At 65.4% G+C, this 16,919-nt stretch carries 15 protein-coding genes and 1 tRNA gene; 12 read left to right on the plus strand and 4 right to left on the minus strand.

Translation table 11 applies throughout. The annotated features are described in order from the left end of the window. The first annotated feature begins 25 nt into the window (after positions 1-25). The 3 genes from AC3A35_RS09820 to AC3A35_RS09830 all read left to right on the plus strand — a co-directional run bounded on the left by AC3A35_RS09820 (position 26) and on the right by AC3A35_RS09830 (position 4,350). Positions 26-1,771, plus strand: coding sequence for a potassium/proton antiporter (locus tag AC3A35_RS09820; RefSeq protein ID WP_487435870.1), 1,746 nt, complete (start codon positions 26-28; stop codon positions 1,769-1,771). Between the two features lie 102 nt (positions 1,772-1,873). After that, positions 1,874-3,751 (plus strand): thiamine pyrophosphate-dependent enzyme, encoded by a 1,878-nt coding sequence (locus AC3A35_RS09825; protein WP_487435871.1) that lies wholly within the window; start codon positions 1,874-1,876, stop codon positions 3,749-3,751. Then, positions 3,748-4,350, plus strand: a complete 603-nt coding sequence (locus tag AC3A35_RS09830; RefSeq protein WP_487435872.1) for an indolepyruvate oxidoreductase subunit beta — start codon at positions 3,748-3,750, stop codon at positions 4,348-4,350. The genes AC3A35_RS09825 and AC3A35_RS09830 overlap by 4 nt, the downstream gene beginning before the upstream one ends. A 506-nt stretch (positions 4,351-4,856) precedes the next feature. On the opposite strand, the gene AC3A35_RS09835 is transcribed toward AC3A35_RS09830, so the two are convergent. Together AC3A35_RS09835 and AC3A35_RS09840 are read right to left on the minus strand one after the other, a co-directional pair. Next, positions 4,857-5,636 (minus strand): DUF2182 domain-containing protein, encoded by a 780-nt coding sequence (locus tag AC3A35_RS09835; RefSeq protein WP_487435873.1) that lies wholly within the window; start codon positions 5,634-5,636, stop codon positions 4,857-4,859. A gap of 13 nt (positions 5,637-5,649) precedes the next feature. Continuing rightward, a complete protein-coding gene (locus tag AC3A35_RS09840) occupies positions 5,650-6,255 on the minus strand; it encodes a DUF1326 domain-containing protein (RefSeq protein ID WP_487435874.1) in 606 nt (201 codons plus the stop codon). Between the two features lie 164 nt (positions 6,256-6,419). On the opposite strand from AC3A35_RS09840, the gene AC3A35_RS09845 reads away from it, so the two are divergent. From AC3A35_RS09845 to trfA, 8 genes are all read left to right on the plus strand, one after another. After that, positions 6,420-8,366 carry a winged helix-turn-helix domain-containing protein gene (locus AC3A35_RS09845; RefSeq protein WP_487435875.1) on the plus strand — a complete coding sequence of 649 codons (1,947 nt, stop codon included), beginning with the start codon at positions 6,420-6,422 and terminating at the stop codon, positions 8,364-8,366. A gap of 93 nt (positions 8,367-8,459) precedes the next feature. Next, on the plus strand, positions 8,460-9,335 hold the full coding sequence (gene folD / locus AC3A35_RS09850) for a bifunctional methylenetetrahydrofolate dehydrogenase/methenyltetrahydrofolate cyclohydrolase FolD (protein ID WP_487435876.1): 876 nt from the start codon (positions 8,460-8,462) through the stop codon (positions 9,333-9,335). A gap of 19 nt (positions 9,336-9,354) precedes the next feature. Continuing rightward, positions 9,355-9,846 carry a 5-(carboxyamino)imidazole ribonucleotide mutase gene (gene purE, locus AC3A35_RS09855; protein WP_487435877.1) on the plus strand — a complete coding sequence of 164 codons (492 nt, stop codon included), beginning with the start codon at positions 9,355-9,357 and terminating at the stop codon, positions 9,844-9,846. Between the two features lie 12 nt (positions 9,847-9,858). Continuing rightward, complete coding sequence (locus AC3A35_RS09860) at positions 9,859-11,013, plus strand: 5-(carboxyamino)imidazole ribonucleotide synthase (RefSeq protein WP_487435878.1); 1,155 nt, start codon at positions 9,859-9,861, stop codon at positions 11,011-11,013. Next, positions 11,010-12,092 carry an L-threonylcarbamoyladenylate synthase gene (locus AC3A35_RS09865; RefSeq protein ID WP_487435879.1) on the plus strand — a complete coding sequence of 361 codons (1,083 nt, stop codon included), beginning with the start codon at positions 11,010-11,012 and terminating at the stop codon, positions 12,090-12,092. The genes AC3A35_RS09860 and AC3A35_RS09865 overlap by 4 nt, the downstream gene beginning before the upstream one ends. 49 nt (positions 12,093-12,141) lie before the next feature. Continuing rightward, a tRNA-Ala gene (locus AC3A35_RS09870) sits at positions 12,142-12,217 on the plus strand. Positions 12,218-12,811: 594 nt separating this feature from the next. Continuing rightward, positions 12,812-13,135, plus strand: coding sequence for a helix-turn-helix transcriptional regulator (locus tag AC3A35_RS09875; protein WP_487435880.1), 324 nt, complete (start codon positions 12,812-12,814; stop codon positions 13,133-13,135). Further along, positions 13,135-14,112: a plasmid replication initiator TrfA gene (gene trfA, locus AC3A35_RS09880; protein ID WP_487435881.1), complete on the plus strand. Its 978-nt coding sequence runs from the start codon at positions 13,135-13,137 to the stop codon at positions 14,110-14,112. The genes AC3A35_RS09875 and trfA overlap by 1 nt, the downstream gene beginning before the upstream one ends. 401 nt (positions 14,113-14,513) lie before the next feature. Here the strand turns inward: trfA and AC3A35_RS09885 are convergent, their stop codons facing one another. Both AC3A35_RS09885 and AC3A35_RS09890 read right to left on the minus strand, forming a co-directional pair. Next, on the minus strand, positions 14,514-14,795 hold the full coding sequence (locus AC3A35_RS09885) for a hypothetical protein (RefSeq protein WP_487435882.1): 282 nt from the start codon (positions 14,793-14,795) through the stop codon (positions 14,514-14,516). Then, a complete protein-coding gene (locus AC3A35_RS09890; RefSeq protein WP_487435883.1) occupies positions 14,788-15,852 on the minus strand; it encodes a competence protein CoiA family protein in 1,065 nt (354 codons plus the stop codon). Before AC3A35_RS09890 ends, AC3A35_RS09885 begins: the two co-directional genes overlap by 8 nt. 34 nt (positions 15,853-15,886) lie before the next feature. On the opposite strand from AC3A35_RS09890, the gene AC3A35_RS09895 reads away from it, so the two are divergent. Further along, on the plus strand, positions 15,887-16,876 hold the full coding sequence (locus AC3A35_RS09895; RefSeq protein ID WP_487435884.1) for a hypothetical protein: 990 nt from the start codon (positions 15,887-15,889) through the stop codon (positions 16,874-16,876). The last annotated feature ends 43 nt before the right edge of the window (positions 16,877-16,919 follow it).

Genomic DNA, 16,919 nt, shown 5'->3' on the forward strand with positions numbered 1-16,919 from the left:
TCACCTGCCATGATAAGTTCTGTCTATGACTGCGCTGAATGGCCTCTTCCTGCTCGTCGGTGTATTGCTGTTCATCAGCGTGCTAGCGAGCACCGTATCGGCGCGTCTGGGACTCCCGCTGCTGCTGCTGTTTCTGCTCGTCGGCATGCTCGCCGGCGAGGACGGCCCGGGTGGCATCCGTTTCGATGATTTTGCCACCGCGACCCTGGTCGGCCATCTTGCCCTTGCCGTCATCCTCCTCGACGGTGGCTTGCGGACCCGGGTGGAGAGCTTTCGGGTGGCACTGTGGCCGGCTGCGGTGCTGGCCAGCTGGGGGGTGGTCGGCACTGCCGCGACCCTGGGCGTGTTCGCCACCTGGTTGCTCGATGTGGACTGGCGGCTCGGCATGCTGCTGGCGGCCATCGTCGGCTCCACCGATGCGGCAGCCGTGTTCGCCCTGCTGCGCAATAGCGGGGTGCGGCTCAACGAGCGGGTCAAGGCCACGCTCGAGATCGAGTCCGGCGCCAACGACCCGATGGCCATCCTGCTGGTCACCGTGCTGGTGGAGATGCTGCTGCTTCCCGAGCAGGCCGGCGTCGGTCGCTTCCTGGCGTTGCTGACATCCCAGCTCACCATCGGCGCGGTGCTCGGCGTCGCCGGCGGCTGGGTGCTGGCGCGCCTGCTGGTCCGGCTTCAGCTCCCGGAAGGTCTCTACGCCCTGCTCATCGTGTCGGGCGGGCTGATGGTGTTTGCCGCCACCAACCTGATGGACGGCAGTGGCTTCCTGGCCGTCTACATTGCCGGGCTGGTGGTGGGCAATCGGCGCTGCCATGCGACCGAACATGTGTTGCGGGTCATGGACGGTCTGGCCTGGCTGGCGCAGGCCGGCATGTTCCTGGTGCTGGGCTTGCTGGTGACGCCATCGCATCTCGTCGATCACGCCCCCGAGGCCCTGGCGATGGCGGTATTCCTGATGCTGGTCGCGCGCCCGCTGGCGGTGACGATCGGACTGTGGCCCTTTCATTTCAAGCCGCGCGAGGTGACCTACATCTCGTGGGTGGGCCTGCGTGGCGCGGTGCCGATCGTGCTGGCGATCGTGCCGGTGATGATGGGCGTGCCCGAATCCCGGCTGTTGTTCGATGTGGCTTTCGCCGTGGTGCTGGTGTCCTTGCTGATCCAGGGGGCGACGGTGCCGGTGGCGGCGCGCTGGCTCAAGGTCGAAGTCCCGCCGCGCGACGAACCGGTCGACCGGCGCGAGGTCTGGGTGGGTGACAAGGCATCGCTCGATCTGCTCGAATTTCGTGTTGCTTCCGGCTCAGCGGCAGAAGGGCGTCACCCCGACAACATCGCCGCCGATCATGGCGGGCTGTCGGTGCGCTGCGTATCGCTGGTGCGACGTGGCCGCCTGCACGATTTGCAGGTCGATACCCGGCTGGCGGCGGGTGATTCGGTCTGGTTCGCGGCGGCTGACGACTATGCCGAGCCCCTGGCCCGCGTTTTCAGTGTCGTGACCGAACGCGAGTTGTCGGCTCACGCCGGCTTCTTCGGCGAATTCGTGGTCGATCCGTCGTGTTCGGCCGGCGATCTTGCGCAGGCCTATGGTTTCGAACTCGATCCGGAAGAGCAACCGCTGCCGCTGTGCGACATGATGCTGAAGCGACTCGGCCGCCGTGCCGTGGTCGGCGACAAGGTCGCGATCGGCAGCTTCGTGCTGACCGTGCGTGACATGGATATGCATGGCGTGGTGACGCAGATCGGACTCAAGTGCCCGAGTCCGCCGCGGATCGTCTAGCGGCCGGTGCAATCCGCACCGCGTTGACCTGTATCAACCCGGTATTGTCGACCGATCGGTAATGTCTGCTCCTTTGTCCGACCCGACGACGGAGCCATGCCCATGGGCGCACCCCTGCCAGCCTCGACCCATCAGTACCTGTTCCTGTCCGGCAACGAGGCGGTCGCGCTTGCAGTGCGCGATGGTGGTTGCCGGGTTGCCGCCGCCTATCCCGGTACGCCCTCCACCGAGATTCTCGAGGTTCTCGCGACCTACCCCGAGCTCTACGCCGAATGGTCGGTGAACGAGAAGGTGTCGCTCGAGGTCGCGCTCGGCGCGTCCATGGTCGGTGCGCGTGCCTTCTGCGCGATGAAGCATGTCGGGCTCAATGTCGCCTCCGACGCGCTGATGACGATGACCGTGACCGGTACCGAGGGCGGGCTGGTGATCGCGGTCGCCGACGATGTCGGCATGTCGTCGTCGCAGAACGAGCAGGACTCGCGCTATTGGGGGCGTTTTGCCCATCTGCCTGTGTTCGAGCCGGCCGATGCGCAGGAAGCCTACGACATGACCCGCGCGGCCTTCGCGCTGTCCGAGCGTCACCTCTGCCCGGTGATCCTGCGCCTCACCACCCGCATCTGTCACGTCAAGGGCCGGGTCCTCGGCGCCGCGCGCGAAACCTGCGAGCCGACCGGCTTCGTCAAGGATCCGCGGCGCTGGGTCATGGTGCCGGGCAACGCCAGGCCGCGGCTGCCGCTGATGTTCGAGCGCGATGGCGCGCTGCGCGCGGAAGCCGAAGGCAGCGATCTGAATCCGGTGATCGCGGGCAGCGACCGGCGGGTCGGCTTCATTGCCTCCGGTCCGGCCTTCATGCATGTGCGCGAGGCCTTCCCCGATGCGCCGGTGCTCAAGCTCGGCTTCGCCCATCCGCTGCCGCTCGAGCTGGCCCGGACCTTCGCCGAGGGGGTGGAGCAGGTGGTCGTGGTCGAAGAAACCGAAGCGCTGGTCGAAACCGAGTTGCGCGCAGCGGGCATCGTCTGCACCGGCAAGGACATCCTGCCCCGAACCGGCGAACTCTCGCCCGAGGTCCTGCGTCCCGCGATCGCCGGCCTGCTCGGCGAGGTAGCGCCGGCGGGGGCGGAGGTGGCCGCGCAGAAGGTGTTCCCGCGTCCGCCCACGATGTGCGTGGCCTGTCCGCACCTCGGCGTGTATTACACCTTGTCGCAGCTGCGCAACATCTCGATCTCGGGCGATATCGGCTGCTACACCCTGGGCGCCGGACAACCGTGGAACGCGCTCGACACCTGCATCTCGATGGGCGCCTCGATGGGCGTGGCGCTGGGCATGGACAAGGGCCGCGGCACCACCGACGACAACAAGAGCGTCGTTGCCGTGATCGGCGATTCCACCTTCCTGCACATGGGCATGCAGGGCCTGCTCGACATCACCTGGAATCGCGGCAACGTCACCGTGCTGCTGCTCGACAACCGTGCGGTGGGCATGACCGGCGGCCAGGACAACCCCGGCACCGGGCGCGACATCCACGGCGAAGCCGCACCACGGATCGATTTTGCAAAACTGTGCGAAGCCCTCGGGGTCAGGGCCGAACGCATCCGCGTGGTCGATCCCTATCAGCTGCCGGTGCTGTTCAGGGCCCTGCGTGAGGAAACGAAGGTCGCCGAGCCCTCGGTCATCATCACCGACCGCCCCTGCGTGCTGATCGACGATTACCGGGCGACGCCGCCGTACAAGGTGATGGACGAGCGCTGTACCGGCTGCGGCAACTGCGTCGATGTCGGTTGTCCGGCGATCCACGTGACCCGGCGCGAGAAGGCAGTCAAGGCTTCGGGCAAGGAGGTCGATCTCGCCTTTGTCCGCATCGAGACCGCAGCCTGTACCGGCTGCGGTCTGTGCGTGCAGCCCTGTGCGCCCGAGGCCATCGTCCATGCCCGACCGGCGCAGCCGGTCGCCTTCCTGCGCAAGGTGGGGACGCCATCATGATCATGAGCAATATTCTGGTATGCGGCATTGGCGGCCAGGGCGTGATGACCGCGACCGAAATCCTCGCCGAAGCGGCGCTGTCGCTCGGCCACGATGTCAAGAAAACCGAAGTCGCCGGCATGAGCCAGCGTGGCGGGGTGGTGACCTCGCACCTGCGTTTCGGCGAGCAGGTGCTGTCGCCGCAGATCGCGGCCGGACAGGCCGATCTGCTGGTCGGCTTCGAGGCGGCCGAGGCCCTGCGCTGGGTGCACATGCTGCGCCCGGGCGGCGTTGCGCTGGTGAATCTGGGCCGGGTGGTGCCGCCGGTGGTCAACCTCGGGCTGTACGACTATCCGGCCGATCCGGTGGCGCAGATGCGTGCCCTGGGCGTGGATGTCCATGCCTTCGATGCCAGCGCGCTGGCGCTCGAGCTCGGCAATATCCGCCTCGGCAACACCGTGATGCTCGGCGCCATGGCCGACCGCCTGCCGTTTCCCGCCGATGTGCTGCGCGATGCGGTACTTGCACGCTTCGCCAGCCGCAAACCGGCGCTGCTCGACCTCAATCGGCTGGCCTTCGAACGTGGTCGAAGGGCGGTGGCAGAGGCTGAAGCCGCCTGAATCGTTTCCTTGCGGGAAGCGCGTCAACGGGGTGAGTCGCGATCCGTCCGCAAGATCCCCCGTAGGGTTACTCAGTCGGCCACAGCTGCCCGGTTCTGGCACTCGTGCCCGAGCCACCCCCTGCGGCGGGCTGAAGCGCGCCCAACAGGCGGGCCGCTGCTGTCAAAGTTGCGAACTGTTTCGAGGCTTCTTCGATGACCGCTCGCATTGTTGATGGCAACGCGCTCTCGGCCCGTGGGTGGGCGACATGAGCGCGATCGACGGGGCTTCGCGCTCGCCGGCTCTCCGCCACTTTTTTTCGACGAAGCCTTCGATGAGCGCGTGAGCCGTTCGCCGCAGATGCTTGCCTGGCTCGGCGTCGCCCGGCGTCAGACGAGCTCGATGACCTGTCCGATGACGCCCACGAAGCCGGCTGCGCGTTGATACGTGGTCAACTGCGATGCCTCGATGCCTGCGACGAGCCGAGTGCCGGTTCGCGCCAACCCTGAGCCCCCGCCGCTTGCTTGCTAGGTGGAGCTCAGCGTGACCATCGCCAGGGCGAGGCCAGTAAACACCAGCACCACACCGCTGATCCGGCTGAAGAGCTGACCCGCAGGCACGACCTTCTCCACCAGCATGTAGATTCCCAGCCCGCCCATCCACACCAGGCTCATCACGCCACCGACGAACATCAGCAGCATCAGTGCCCAGCAGCAGCCGACGCAGAACGCGCCGTGGCGCAGACCCATGACGAAGGCGCCGCGCCGGCCCTCGCGCCATTCCGTGAGGAGAAAGCTCAGGGGTGTGCGGCACTTGGTCAGGCAGGCCTCCTTGAGGGCACTCCACTGGAAGGCGCCGGCAAGGACAAGCAGCGCCGCGCCCGCGATCGGCCCGGTCCGGCCCATCGCCGAGTCGAGCAGGCCGCGGTCGTACAGGGCCCACTGGCCAAGGGCGGCGAGCAAGGAAAAGGCAGTCCACACCGCGAGGTAGCCCGCGACGAAAATCCACGTCGGCACGAATGCGCTCGCCTCGCCATCGGCGCGACGGCGCGCCACCGTGGAAAAGGTGAAGATCATCGGAGCCGCGCCGGGCAACATCATGGCGACCATCATCACCGACCACATCAGTACGCTGACCGCGATGAACTCGAAGGCGGTCGCGGGCATGGCGGCGTGGCCCATGTCCGCATGCGCCGCGAGGCCGATCATGTACGCCCAGGCGAGCGCAGTGAGCCCGGCGAGGAGTGCCAGTGCGACAGCGGTGGAGAGCTGCGCGCGTGCGCGCAGGCCGCGCATCGTCCTTTCCATGACGGCTACTCCCTCAGGGGCCCGCGTAGCTGAAGGGTGAGTAGAACGCGGTGCGATCGGCCAGCGCCAGATCGACGCCGTGCGCCTGATGACGCAAGGCGCGCGACTTTGCCACGGTGAGGGTCTCGCCCGGCGCTACGGCCAGCGGGTGATTCCGTATCGTGACTTCGGCGCCGCCCTGGCCCTCGATTGCCTGCACGTCGGCTTCGGCGCTGTCGCCGATGCGGAAGCGCCGGCGACCGGGTTCGCTGTCGAAGCGGATCGGCAACTGCTCCACGGCGAGCACTTCGGCGATGAATGACGCGAGCAGGGCAGGGTGGCCACCGGCCTTGCCGCCAAAGATGGTGCCGAGCGCTTCGGTTTGCGAGACGTCGGCCGCCTGGTCGAGATACAACACCACCTTCCACTTGCCCTCGGCCATGTTCCCCGGTGAGTGCAGGGCGACGACCGCGTTGAGGCCGTCCAGGCCGACCGTGCCAAAACTGCCCTGGTCGATATGCCAGCCCACGAGAGCGGTGCAGGCCCCCTCCGTCGGTGAACCGAGGTAGATGCACGGGCAAGCGCCCTTGCAGCTGCAGCTCTCGAGATACTCGCCCTTGAGTTTCCATTCGGTGCTCATGTTTCGGCCCTCCTTGATGGTTGCTGCGGCCGACTTAGCCGTTCTTTTTTTATAGCTGCCCATTTCGCCCCGGCGTGACGGAGTGATGAGGAAATCATGAGGGGCCCGAGAGCCGCGGAGGAGCGGCGCCTCGCCTATAGTGAGTAAAGACCCGGGAGAACGTGATGCCACAGCGTATGGCGGACTTGCTCGAGAGCCGGGCCCGCGAGGACTTCATCGGCCGGGCCGCGGAGCGCGCCGCCCTTGGCGCCATACTGAATGCCGACGGACCTCGCGTGATCCATGTTCACGGTATTGCCGGGGTGGGCAAGAGCGCCCTGATGGGGCGCTTCGCCGCCGACGCCCGCGCTGCCGGCGCAGCGGTGGTGAGCCTCGACTGTCGCCGCATCGAACCCACCGAGAATGGCTTCCTGCTCGCCGTGGGCGAGGCCATCGGGTGCGACGCCGCCATCGAGGCGCTCACCCAGCGCCTCGGCGAGTTGGCCGGGACGGTGGTGTTGATGCTCGACACCTACGAGGTCTTTCGTCTCATGGACACCTGGCTGCGGCAGGTCTTCGTGCCCGCCCTGCGAGACAACGTGCGCGTGCTGTTCTTCGGTCGTGAGCGCCCGTTCGTGGCCTGGCACGCATTGCCGGGCAGCGCGCAGGTGCTGCAGTCGATCGCGCTCGCGCCACTCGACGAAGGCGACGCGATCGAACTGCTCGCCCGCCTCGGCACCCGTGGCGAGGATGCGGTGCGCCTGAGCCGCTTCACCTGCGGTCACCCGCTTGCGCTGCGCCTCGCGGCGGCCGCATGCCAGGATCGCCCCGGGCTGGCGCTGGAGCAGGTGCCGCTGCAGAATGCGCTCGACGAACTCACCAACATGTTTCTCGCCGATGTGGGCGACGCCGGGACGCGGCGCATCCTCGAGGGCGCGTCGGTCACCCGGCGAACGACCATTTCGCTGCTGCGCAGCCTGTTTCCGCAGTTTGCTCCCCAGGATGCCTATGACCGCCTGCGACGTCTGCCCTTCGTCGACAGCGCGAGCGACGGGCTGGTCATCCACGACGCGGTGCGCGACGCCGTCGCGCGCTCGCTCCGCGCCCGCGATCCGGCACGCTATCTCGATTGTCAGCGCATTGCCTGGCGCCAGTTGCGCAGTGAAACAACGCTTGGCGTCGGCAGCGAATCGTGGCGCTACACCGCCGACATGCTCTATCTGATCGAGAATCCGGTTGTGCGCGAAGCGTTCTTCCCGCGCGGCACCCAGCAACTGGCGGTCGAGCCGGCGCTGGGGAGCGATGACGAAGGCCTCACGGCGATCATCCGCGTGCACGAAGGCGCGACCGCTGCCGCGGTGCTGCTGGACTGGTGGAAGCGCCTTCCCGGGGCCTTCTCGGTGGTGCGGGGGCGCGACGCCGCGGTCCTCGGCTTGTGCTGCAAGCTGCCCGGCGATCGAGTGGATGCGGCGTGGTTACGCGACGATCCGGTGACCGCCATATGGCGCGCGCATCTCGCCGATCATCCCCTCGCCGCGGGCGAAACCGCGCTTTTTTGCCGGCGCTGGCTGAGTCGGGTCGAGGGCGAGGCGCCGTCGGATGTTCAGGCCGCGATCTGGCTCGACCTCAAGCGCACCTACATGGAAATGCGTCCGGGGCTGCGCCGGGTGTACCTCACCGTTCGCGATCTGCGCCCCTATGCTGCTGTCGCGCAGCACCTGGGCTTCACCATCCTCGCTGGGGGCGAGGTGGAAATGGATGGACTGGCCTATCACAGTGCCATGCTCGACTTCGGGCCGCGCTCGGTTGACGGCTGGCTGGCCGAACTTGCTGCGGTCGAACTGGGCATCGTCCACGTTCCGCCACTGCTCGACGTTGCGGCGCGCGAACTGGTACTGGACACGGAGCGCGTATCCCTGACGCCGCTTGAGTTCGATCTCATCCAGTATCTCCTTGAACACGCGGACAAGGCCGTTTCGCGCGGAGAGCTCCTGCGCCATGTATGGGGGGTGACGTACTCGGGGAGCAGCAACGTGGTCGACGCGGTCGTGTGCACGCTGCGGCGTAAGCTCGGTCGAGAAGCACGTCAGCTCGAAACGATCAGCGGGGTTGGCTACCGCCTTCGCCACTGACTCTTCCAGACCGTCAGAGTCGGAGAGGGCTGAAGCTCACCCTACCTGTCTGCCGATGCTGCTAAAATTGCGAGCTTTTTCGAGGCTTCTTCGATGACCGCTCGCATTATTGATGGCAACGCGCTCTCGGCCCGGGTGCGTGGCGAAATCGCCGAACGTGCCGCGGCGCTCTCCGCGCGTGGCGTGCAACCGTGTCTGGCGGTCATCCTGGTCGGCGAGAGCCCGGCCTCTGCGGTCTACGTGCGCAACAAGGTGGCCGCCTGCGAGAAGGCCGGCATCCGTTCGCTGCGCCTCGACTACCCGGCCGACGTCGCCCCCGCGGTGGTCATGGACAAGCTCGCCGAGCTCAATGCCGACCCGACCGTGCACGGCATTCTGGTCCAGCTCCCGCTGCCGCGGCAGTTCGACGAGGCTGCGGTGCTCGAGGCGATCAGCGTGGCCAAGGATGTCGACGGCTTCCACGCCGAGAACGTCGGCCGCCTGTCGCAGAACCAGCACGCCTTCCTGCCCTGTACACCGCATGGCGTGATGAAGATGTTCGAGGCCGAGGGCGTGCCGCTGGCCGGTGCCGAGGCGGTGGTGATCGGCCGTTCCAACATCGTCGGCAAGCCGATGGCGATGCTGCTGACCAATGCCGGCGCCACCGTCACCGTGTGTCACTCGAAGACCCGCGATCTGCTGTTTCACACCCGCCGCGCCGACATCCTGGTGGCGGCGATCGGCAAGCCGCGCTTCGTCACCGGCGACATGATCAAGCCCGGAGCCACCGTGATCGACGTCGGCATCAACCGCCTGCAAGATGGTCCTGACGCGGGCAAACTGTGCGGCGACGTCGATTTCGAGTCGGCCAAGGAGGTCGCCGGCCTGATCACCCCGGTTCCCGGCGGTGTCGGCCCGATGACCATCACCATGCTGCTCGAAAACACCGTGATTTCCGCTGGACGCGCGGCAAGCGCCGCCGGCAAGTAAGTTTCCCGAGGACAATGCAATGAGCGATACCCGCCCGGTCGTCGGCATCATCATGGGCTCCAATTCCGACTGGCCCACCATGCAGGCCGCGGCCCGGATGCTGGAGGAGTTCGACGTGCCCTTCGAGGCCAGGGTCGTGTCCGCCCACCGCACCCCCGACCTGATGTTCGAATACGCCGAAACCGCACGCGAGCGCGGGCTCAAGGCGATCATCGCCGGTGCCGGCGGCGCCGCCCACCTGCCGGGCATGGTCGCGGCCAAGACCACGCTGCCGGTCCTCGGCGTGCCGGTGCAGTCGAAGGCGCTGTCGGGACAGGATTCCTTGCTCTCCATCGTGCAGATGCCCAAGGGCATTCCGGTCGCCACCTTCGCCATCGGCGAAGCCGGTGCCGCCAATGCGGCGCTGTTCGCGGTCGCATTGCTCGCCAACGAGGATGCCGCCCTGGCCGACAAACTGACCGCCTTCCGCGCCCGCCAGACCCAGGCGGTGCTCGACATGAAACTGGACTGAAAGGCACGCATCGTGATCCTCCCGCCCGCCACCCTCGGCATGCTCGGCGGCGGCCAGCTAGGCCGCTTTTTTGTTTCGGCTGCCCACGAGATGGGCTACAAGGTCTGGGTGCTCGACCCCGATCCGCACAGCCCGGCCGCCATGATCGCCGATCATCATCTGGTCGCCGCCTATGAGGACTACGTCGCGCTCGATGCGCTGGCCGCCGAATGCGCGGCGGTCACCACCGAGTTCGAGAACGTTCCCGCCGACACCCTGGACTACCTCGCCAAGTTCATCCCGGTGCATCCGGCGGCGAGCGCGGTCGCGGTATGCCAGAACCGGATCGCCGAGAAGACCTTCCTCGCCGACCACGGTCTGCCGCACGGTCCCTTCGCGGCGATCCGCAGCGAAGACGACATCCTCGAGGCCAACGCCGGTCTGTTCCCGGCGGTGCTCAAGGTGGCGCGCTTCGGGTACGACGGCAAGGGCCAGGCCCGGGTTGCCGGCCGCGACGAGGCGCTCGCCGCCTTCCGCCAGTTCAAGGGCGAGCCCTGCGTGCTGGAGCAGATGCTCGAGCTGGACTACGAAGTGTCGGTGGTGCTCGCGCGCGACGAGAGTGGCAAGGTGGAGTGCTTTCCCACCGCCGAGAACCGCCATCGCAACGGCATCCTCGATGTCACCATCGCCCCGGCACAGGCTTCCGCGTGCCTGCGTGACAATGCGCAGGAGATCGCCGAACGCATTGCCGCCAAGCTCGGCTACATCGGCACCCTGGGGGTCGAGTTCTTCGTCTGCCGCGGCGAACTGGTGGTCAACGAGATGGCGCCGCGCCCGCACAACAGCGGTCACCACACCCTCGACGCCTGTGACGTCAGCCAGTACGAGCAGCAGGTGAGGGCGCTGTGCGGGCTGCCGCTCGCCCGTCCGCGCCAGCACTCGGCGGCGGCCATGATCAATGTGCTCGGCGAACTCTGGTACGAAGACCATAAAGGGCATGGCGCCTACCACGAGCCGGACTGGTCGGTGCTGCATGCGGTGCCCGGCCTGCGCCTGCACCTCTACGGCAAGCATCACGCCCGCCCGGGGCGCAAGATGGGCCACTTCACCGTCATCGGCGAGGACGCGGCCCAGGTGCTCGAACGCGCGCTGCAGGCCCGCGCCGCGATCGGCATCCGCGACGAATGAGCCCGGGCAAAGCCCCTGCCGCCAGCCCGCGCGGCGCGATCGAGCCACCCACGCTCACCGCCATCCGGCGCGCGGCCGATCTGCTGCGCGCCGGGGACATCGTCGGCATGCCCACCGAGACCGTCTACGGCCTCGCCGCCGATGCGCTCAACCCCGAAGCGGTGCGCAAGATCTTCGCCGCCAAGGGCCGGCCGGCCGACCATCCGCTAATCGTGCATCTGCCCGATGCCAGCCACCTGCCGCAATGGGCCGCGAGCATCCCGAAGGACGCCACCGCGCTCGCCCGCGCGTTCTGGCCCGGCCCGCTGACGCTGATCCTCAAGCGCGAAGCCGGGGTGCCGGACGAGGTAACCGGCGGCCAGGACACCGTCGGCCTGCGCGTGCCCTCGCATTCGATCGCGCTCGGCCTGCTGCAGCAGTTCGGTTCCGGCATCGCCGCGCCCAGCGCCAACCGCTTCGGCCGCATCAGCCCGACCACCGCCGCGCACGTGCAGGAAGAACTCGGCGACAAGGTGGCGATGGTGCTCGACGGCGGTGCCTGCGCCCTCGGCATCGAATCCACCATCCTCGATTTCTCGCGCGATGTGCCGGAGATCCTGCGCCCCGGCGCGATCACCGCCGACGACATCGCCCGTGTCATCGGCCGCCGGCCGCAGGTGCGCGGCGCAATGGAGGAGGGCACGCGAGCAGCTGCGTCATCCGATACCGGCGCGCAGACCGCTGTGCCCCGCGTCTCCGGCGCGCTCGCCGCCCATTACGCACCGCGCACCCCCTTGCGCCTGGTGCCCGCCGTGCACCTGGTCGAGGAGGCCGCGATCCTCGCCGGCGAAGGCAGCCGCGTGGCCGTCCTCGCCCACGGCGAACCGGACCCGCACGACGCTCGCCTGATCTGGCAGGCCGCGTCGCCCGACCCCGCCCCTTACGCCCACGATCTGTACGCCCGTCTGCGCGAACTCGACACCCTCGGCGCCGACTTCATCCTGATCGAAGCCCTGCCAACCGGCCCCGCCTGGCAAGCCATCGCCGACCGCCTCGGCCGCGCCGCAGCCGGCTCCGGCGCCGAACAGGACGAAACCTGAACAAGACGCTTCACTTTCGCCAGGCGCGCTCATATAATGCGCGCTCTTTGGGCCGATAGCTCAGCTGGGAGAGCGCCGCGTTCGCAATGCGGAGGTCGTGAGTTCGATCCTCATTCGGTCCACCAGAATTTAGTAGTAAAAACAGCGCATTACACCTTGCAGTGTGATGCGCTGTTTTGCTTTGTAGTGCAGGTTTTTGCGAATTGAGTGTGGCAGATTTGTGGCAAGCGCACTGGTTGCCACACGCGCACATCGCATGACATCGCTCAAGATTGCTGCTACGCTTCCAGTCGCCCATGCGGTTCGGGCGTTTCAGCTCTTCTGACACCGTGACTTCACACTCCCAAGGCCGGGCTTCGGTGTCGCTCTGGTCACTTACCGATTGGCTGCGCAGTCCGCAGCCAATCGATGACTCCGGCGGCTTGTCCTGCGAGCTCGCCAGTTCCTCGACATCGTGATAGCAATCCCTCAAGGCCGGGCTTCGGTGTCGCCCTGGTCAATCACCGAGTAGCCACGTGGCGCAGTTGCTCGATGACCCTAGCCACTCGAACCAGGGTTGTCGAAATGAAGAAGGTTTCGCTTACTAGAGCCGTGCGCGTCGTCGCGTCGGTAGCGGGGTTATCGATTCAACCGGGAAGGTCTTGCGCGCTTGCATCCTTCCTCAGGCGTTCGCTCGATGACGAAAGGCGTGTCCGGACTTCGGCAGGGGGAGATCGCGTATGAGCCCCCTTCTTACTGTCGATGAGCTGGCCCAGTGCCTTCATAAATCTGTTGCCAGTATTCGCAGCGATGCGACCCGCAATCCCCAGTCGCTCCCGCCGATTTGCCGGCTTCCTGGCACCAAGCGGCTGCTGTGGCGTACCGAAGATGTTGACCGCTGGCTGGCGGAGCATGTCGAAGGCGCGCAGCTCCATTCCCAAAACGCCGCCCTCGATCAACACCAGCCTCGACGTGGTAGGCCGACGAAGGCCGAGCAGGTCGCTAGGCAACGACATTCCAGAGTCGGCGTTACTCAGGAGTCCATCGTCCGCGAAGGTGCGTGATGAGTGCGCCTTCTGAAGATCGTTCGATTGCGCCCGAGCTGGAACCCGCGACGGCCTGGCTTGAGGCGTTTCGGCAACGGAATACCGAGCGCTCGATTGCCTCCGGGTCGCAGCTACCGCTCTGGCCGGAGGCGATGCGGGGCGTGCCGAACGGCATCCTCCGCTCAGCGCTGTTTGGCGCGGTGAGGCGAGGTAAGCGGCGCTACATGGAGCGACAGAGTATTGCCTCGATGGACGGCGTCACAATCGTCTATACCGGGCTCAGACTCGATCAGTCTGATCTCGACGTTTGGGAAGGCGTTCTACATCTTGCCCGACTAACCAAGCTCGGAGACCGCATCGAGTTTACCGAGAAGGGGTTCTTGCGTCTGATCGGTCGAGGTGGAGTGCGGGGGGATAGCATCGGAAAAAGCGACAGGGAATGGCTCAGGAAAGTCCTTGCCCGGCTTTCGGCGACAAATGTCGAGATCGAGCAAGGCCCTTACGTGTTCTGCGGATCGTTGATTGATGAGTACTTCCGCGACGCGAGTAGTCGCCGATATGTCCTCATCCTTAACCCTCGTATGAAGGTCATCTTCAATCGGGACAGCTGGACGCAGATCGACTGGAACATTCGACACGAGCTGCGCGGTCACCCGCTTGCGCAGTGGTTGCACGGTTTCTATTCAACCCATGCCGCTCCATTTCCGGTAAAGGTTGAGACCCTGCACAAACTCTGCGGTAGCGAGACCGGGGAAAACGCCAAGTCTGCGGCCGAGCACCGCAAGGCCATTGTCGGATGGCGGGACGACAGCCTTGAGCCGGCCCTGGACGCGCTGAGGTCGGCTTGCCAGCGGTTTGCGGGGACTTTTGTGTGGGATATCGGCCGTAACGGCCTTGTTCAAGTCAGCCGCTCGCCTTCAGCCGCGCAGGAAAGATACTTGCGTGCGAGGACTGGGGCTCCGCCCCTGGTGGGCATTCGAGCAAGGTCACGATGATTAGAACGGGTCGGTTTGCGTTTGCGCCGCGCACATCGTGCGCGGCGCATGCCTCCGTTCTGTCGATGGCAGTCGGGGGGACGGAGCCCGCAAGGAAAGGGGGATAGAGTCGGGGCGAGGGGGGATAGAACCCGCGAAAAAAGGGGGATGGAATCCGAGCCGAAGGGGGATAGAGTCGGAACTACCCACAGAAAAATGTTCAGTAACATATTGTTTATTAAAACTTTTATACGTTGTTGTGGAAGCGGCTAATCATTCCTTAATCTTCCTTTAATCGAGGCGTTGCCGTATGGGTTTTCTGTCGGTGCTGCGACTCAGGAGCGATTTCAGCGTTGGGCACGTCTGCGAGTTGAACGCCATGAGGGGGCAGGTAAGTAGGGGGAAGAAGCTGTTCGATCGACTCATGTCCGGCCGAGCAAACGCCTCCTATCCCGCCGAAAACAGTCGAAGGCAATTCGAAGGGTTGCAAGGAAACTGAGTAGCGCTGGCACCCAGTAGGCCTTTGAAAGCGCACTGGCGAGTATCTGCTCCATCGGATTTCCCGGGGACGAAACAAGATCGGTCACGATCAGCCACGAAGCCAACCACAGGCCTGTTGTGATTGAGACGCCGATGGCGATCGCCCACTGTGTTGCCCTCGAGTACTGCAGCACCGCTGCCCATTCGTAAATTGCGTCATTCATCGATGTACTCCTCTGGTTGAAGATTTGTAGGGACGACGCCAGCCAGCCGATCATCCAGAGTCTCTGCCCAGCCGTTGGAGCCCACTCCGGAAGCAATTAGGACTCCATGTCCTCGCGTTCGAATGACGTCGTCGCAATTCAGACCACAGCCGGCCGCATCCGCTTCCAAATGCGCTAACATCCGCGCCTGTTTCCCCAAGTCACTCGTGCAGACCCAGACCGCAGCGGTGGTCCACAAGTTGATCACGATCGGCACGCCGTACCATTCGAAGTTGAGCACCCGCGGTGTCCAGGTCTTTGGTAGCTCGCGAGCTCGATCTGTCGAATCGGTTCGCAGTGGGGGGGCCGAAGGCGAACCAGCATCGACTACGGTCTTCACCATTCGGCTTTCGATCTCCCGCAGCAGGTCTGCTTCGTCCTGGAGGAGCTCACCTTCTAGCTTCCCGCGAACAGATCTCTCGAGCGGGTGCAGAATCCAAGCGGGAGCCATTGGGCGGAGAACTGCCTCAAGACTTGCGACATCCCAGTCCCTGCGGCTGAGTACAGATAGGTCGTACTCGATCATCGGCAGGTTCAGTTCGGCAACGCGGACCCGCTTGCTCTCTTCAACAGGGTGAGTCACGCATACCTCGACGGCGAGCATCTCCGCACCGTGATCCTCCAGTAGCACGTCCGGGGTAATGCCCGCCCATGGATGTTCCACTTTGCTCGTCCGAACTTCGAACCGGCAAGCAGGAAGGATGCTTGTCCGAACGAGATTGCGTCCGGACACCGTGCGGCTGACTCTGACCTCATGCAGGGGCAGGTCGAGTACATCCCATTCAGCTATGATCTGCTTTGCCATCCGATGCAGAGCGGTTTCCGCCCCGGTGCTGCAGGTTTCATGACCTGGCGCATGGGAGAAGTGCCAAGTCCGGATCTTCCCCTGCCGGGCAACCAGAGGAGCGCGGCAACTTGGGCACACGCAACCACAGTTGATGCCGTTTGGCACCTCCCTGACACCCACCATGCGACCGCTAACCAACATGCCGAACGCCAACCCATCTTCAACCGACATTTGCGCCTCCATGCACTCAGAACACGGTGCCAGCATGGAAGACGGTTCGGTGGCAAACCACGTGAAACCCCGGGAAACCACGTTGGCCGGGGAAAAGGAGCTCACGGTTCTGCGCGACTGGCTCAACCAGAACGCCTCTGGAGCCAAGTCCCTGCTCGTGCTGCGTGCCCTCGTGGAGGAATCGCTCAAGAAGACGCATCTTCCTGATGAGTATCGTCGCTTCACCGACGAGGAGCTCTGCGACGCCGCGGATGTCGAACCGTTTGACTGGCGGGACGTCAAGAAGTGGTGGCGGAAGCGCAGCGCCGAGATCGCCAATGCCATGCAGCAGGCGGCATTGTCGGTGCGACCTGAACTATTCCGCGGTCCCGGAGGCGGCCGCGGGAACCCTGCGTGCAACGCCATCCTTATCGGCCCTCTTGACTACCCTGATGCCGATGAGTCGGCCGCAGACGAAGCAGTTCTCGACGGAGAGGTGCGATATCGTCCCGACCCGCGGCAACCAATACGCCTCAATGGCATGCTACGTAAGTGGGTCTTTGCCGGCGGGGAGGCCAAGGTCGGGTCTGTCCGTCACAACCTGCTGCGCGGGCGGATCGTGAGTTCGGGCATGGCGGCCGCTCTATTCGCGCTGCTGATTCTGCTCGATATGGCTTGGCGAAGTCGCCCCCTGGAAACCAGGGAGATCGGCGTCCTGATCCTGCTGGCGATCTTCGCGAAGTTCTGGTGGAATGAGTGGCGCCCGCTCTACTTCGCACGGATGGACCGAATCTGCCCTCTGCCCGACGAATGGCTGAAGGACGACGATCTGCCCGCGCAACTGGAGCGCAGACGTACAGACGCGAGCGAAGTACTTCGCCTAGTCAGGTATACGGCCGCGTGCCCGGTGTGTGGGTCGGATCTACATCTTGCCGAAGGCGCTCCTGATCATCCTAGGCGTACCGTCGGGCGCTGCCTCGATGCTCCACGGGAGCACGTGTTCAGCTTTGATCCCGTGAGTCACAGCGGGAGGCGGGTTGAATGACATTAGTGAGTCGTAATTCTCCTCTCACCTGTGATGTGTCAAT

The sequence above is a fragment of the Azoarcus sp. Soil_N_20 genome (genome assembly GCF_057656155.1).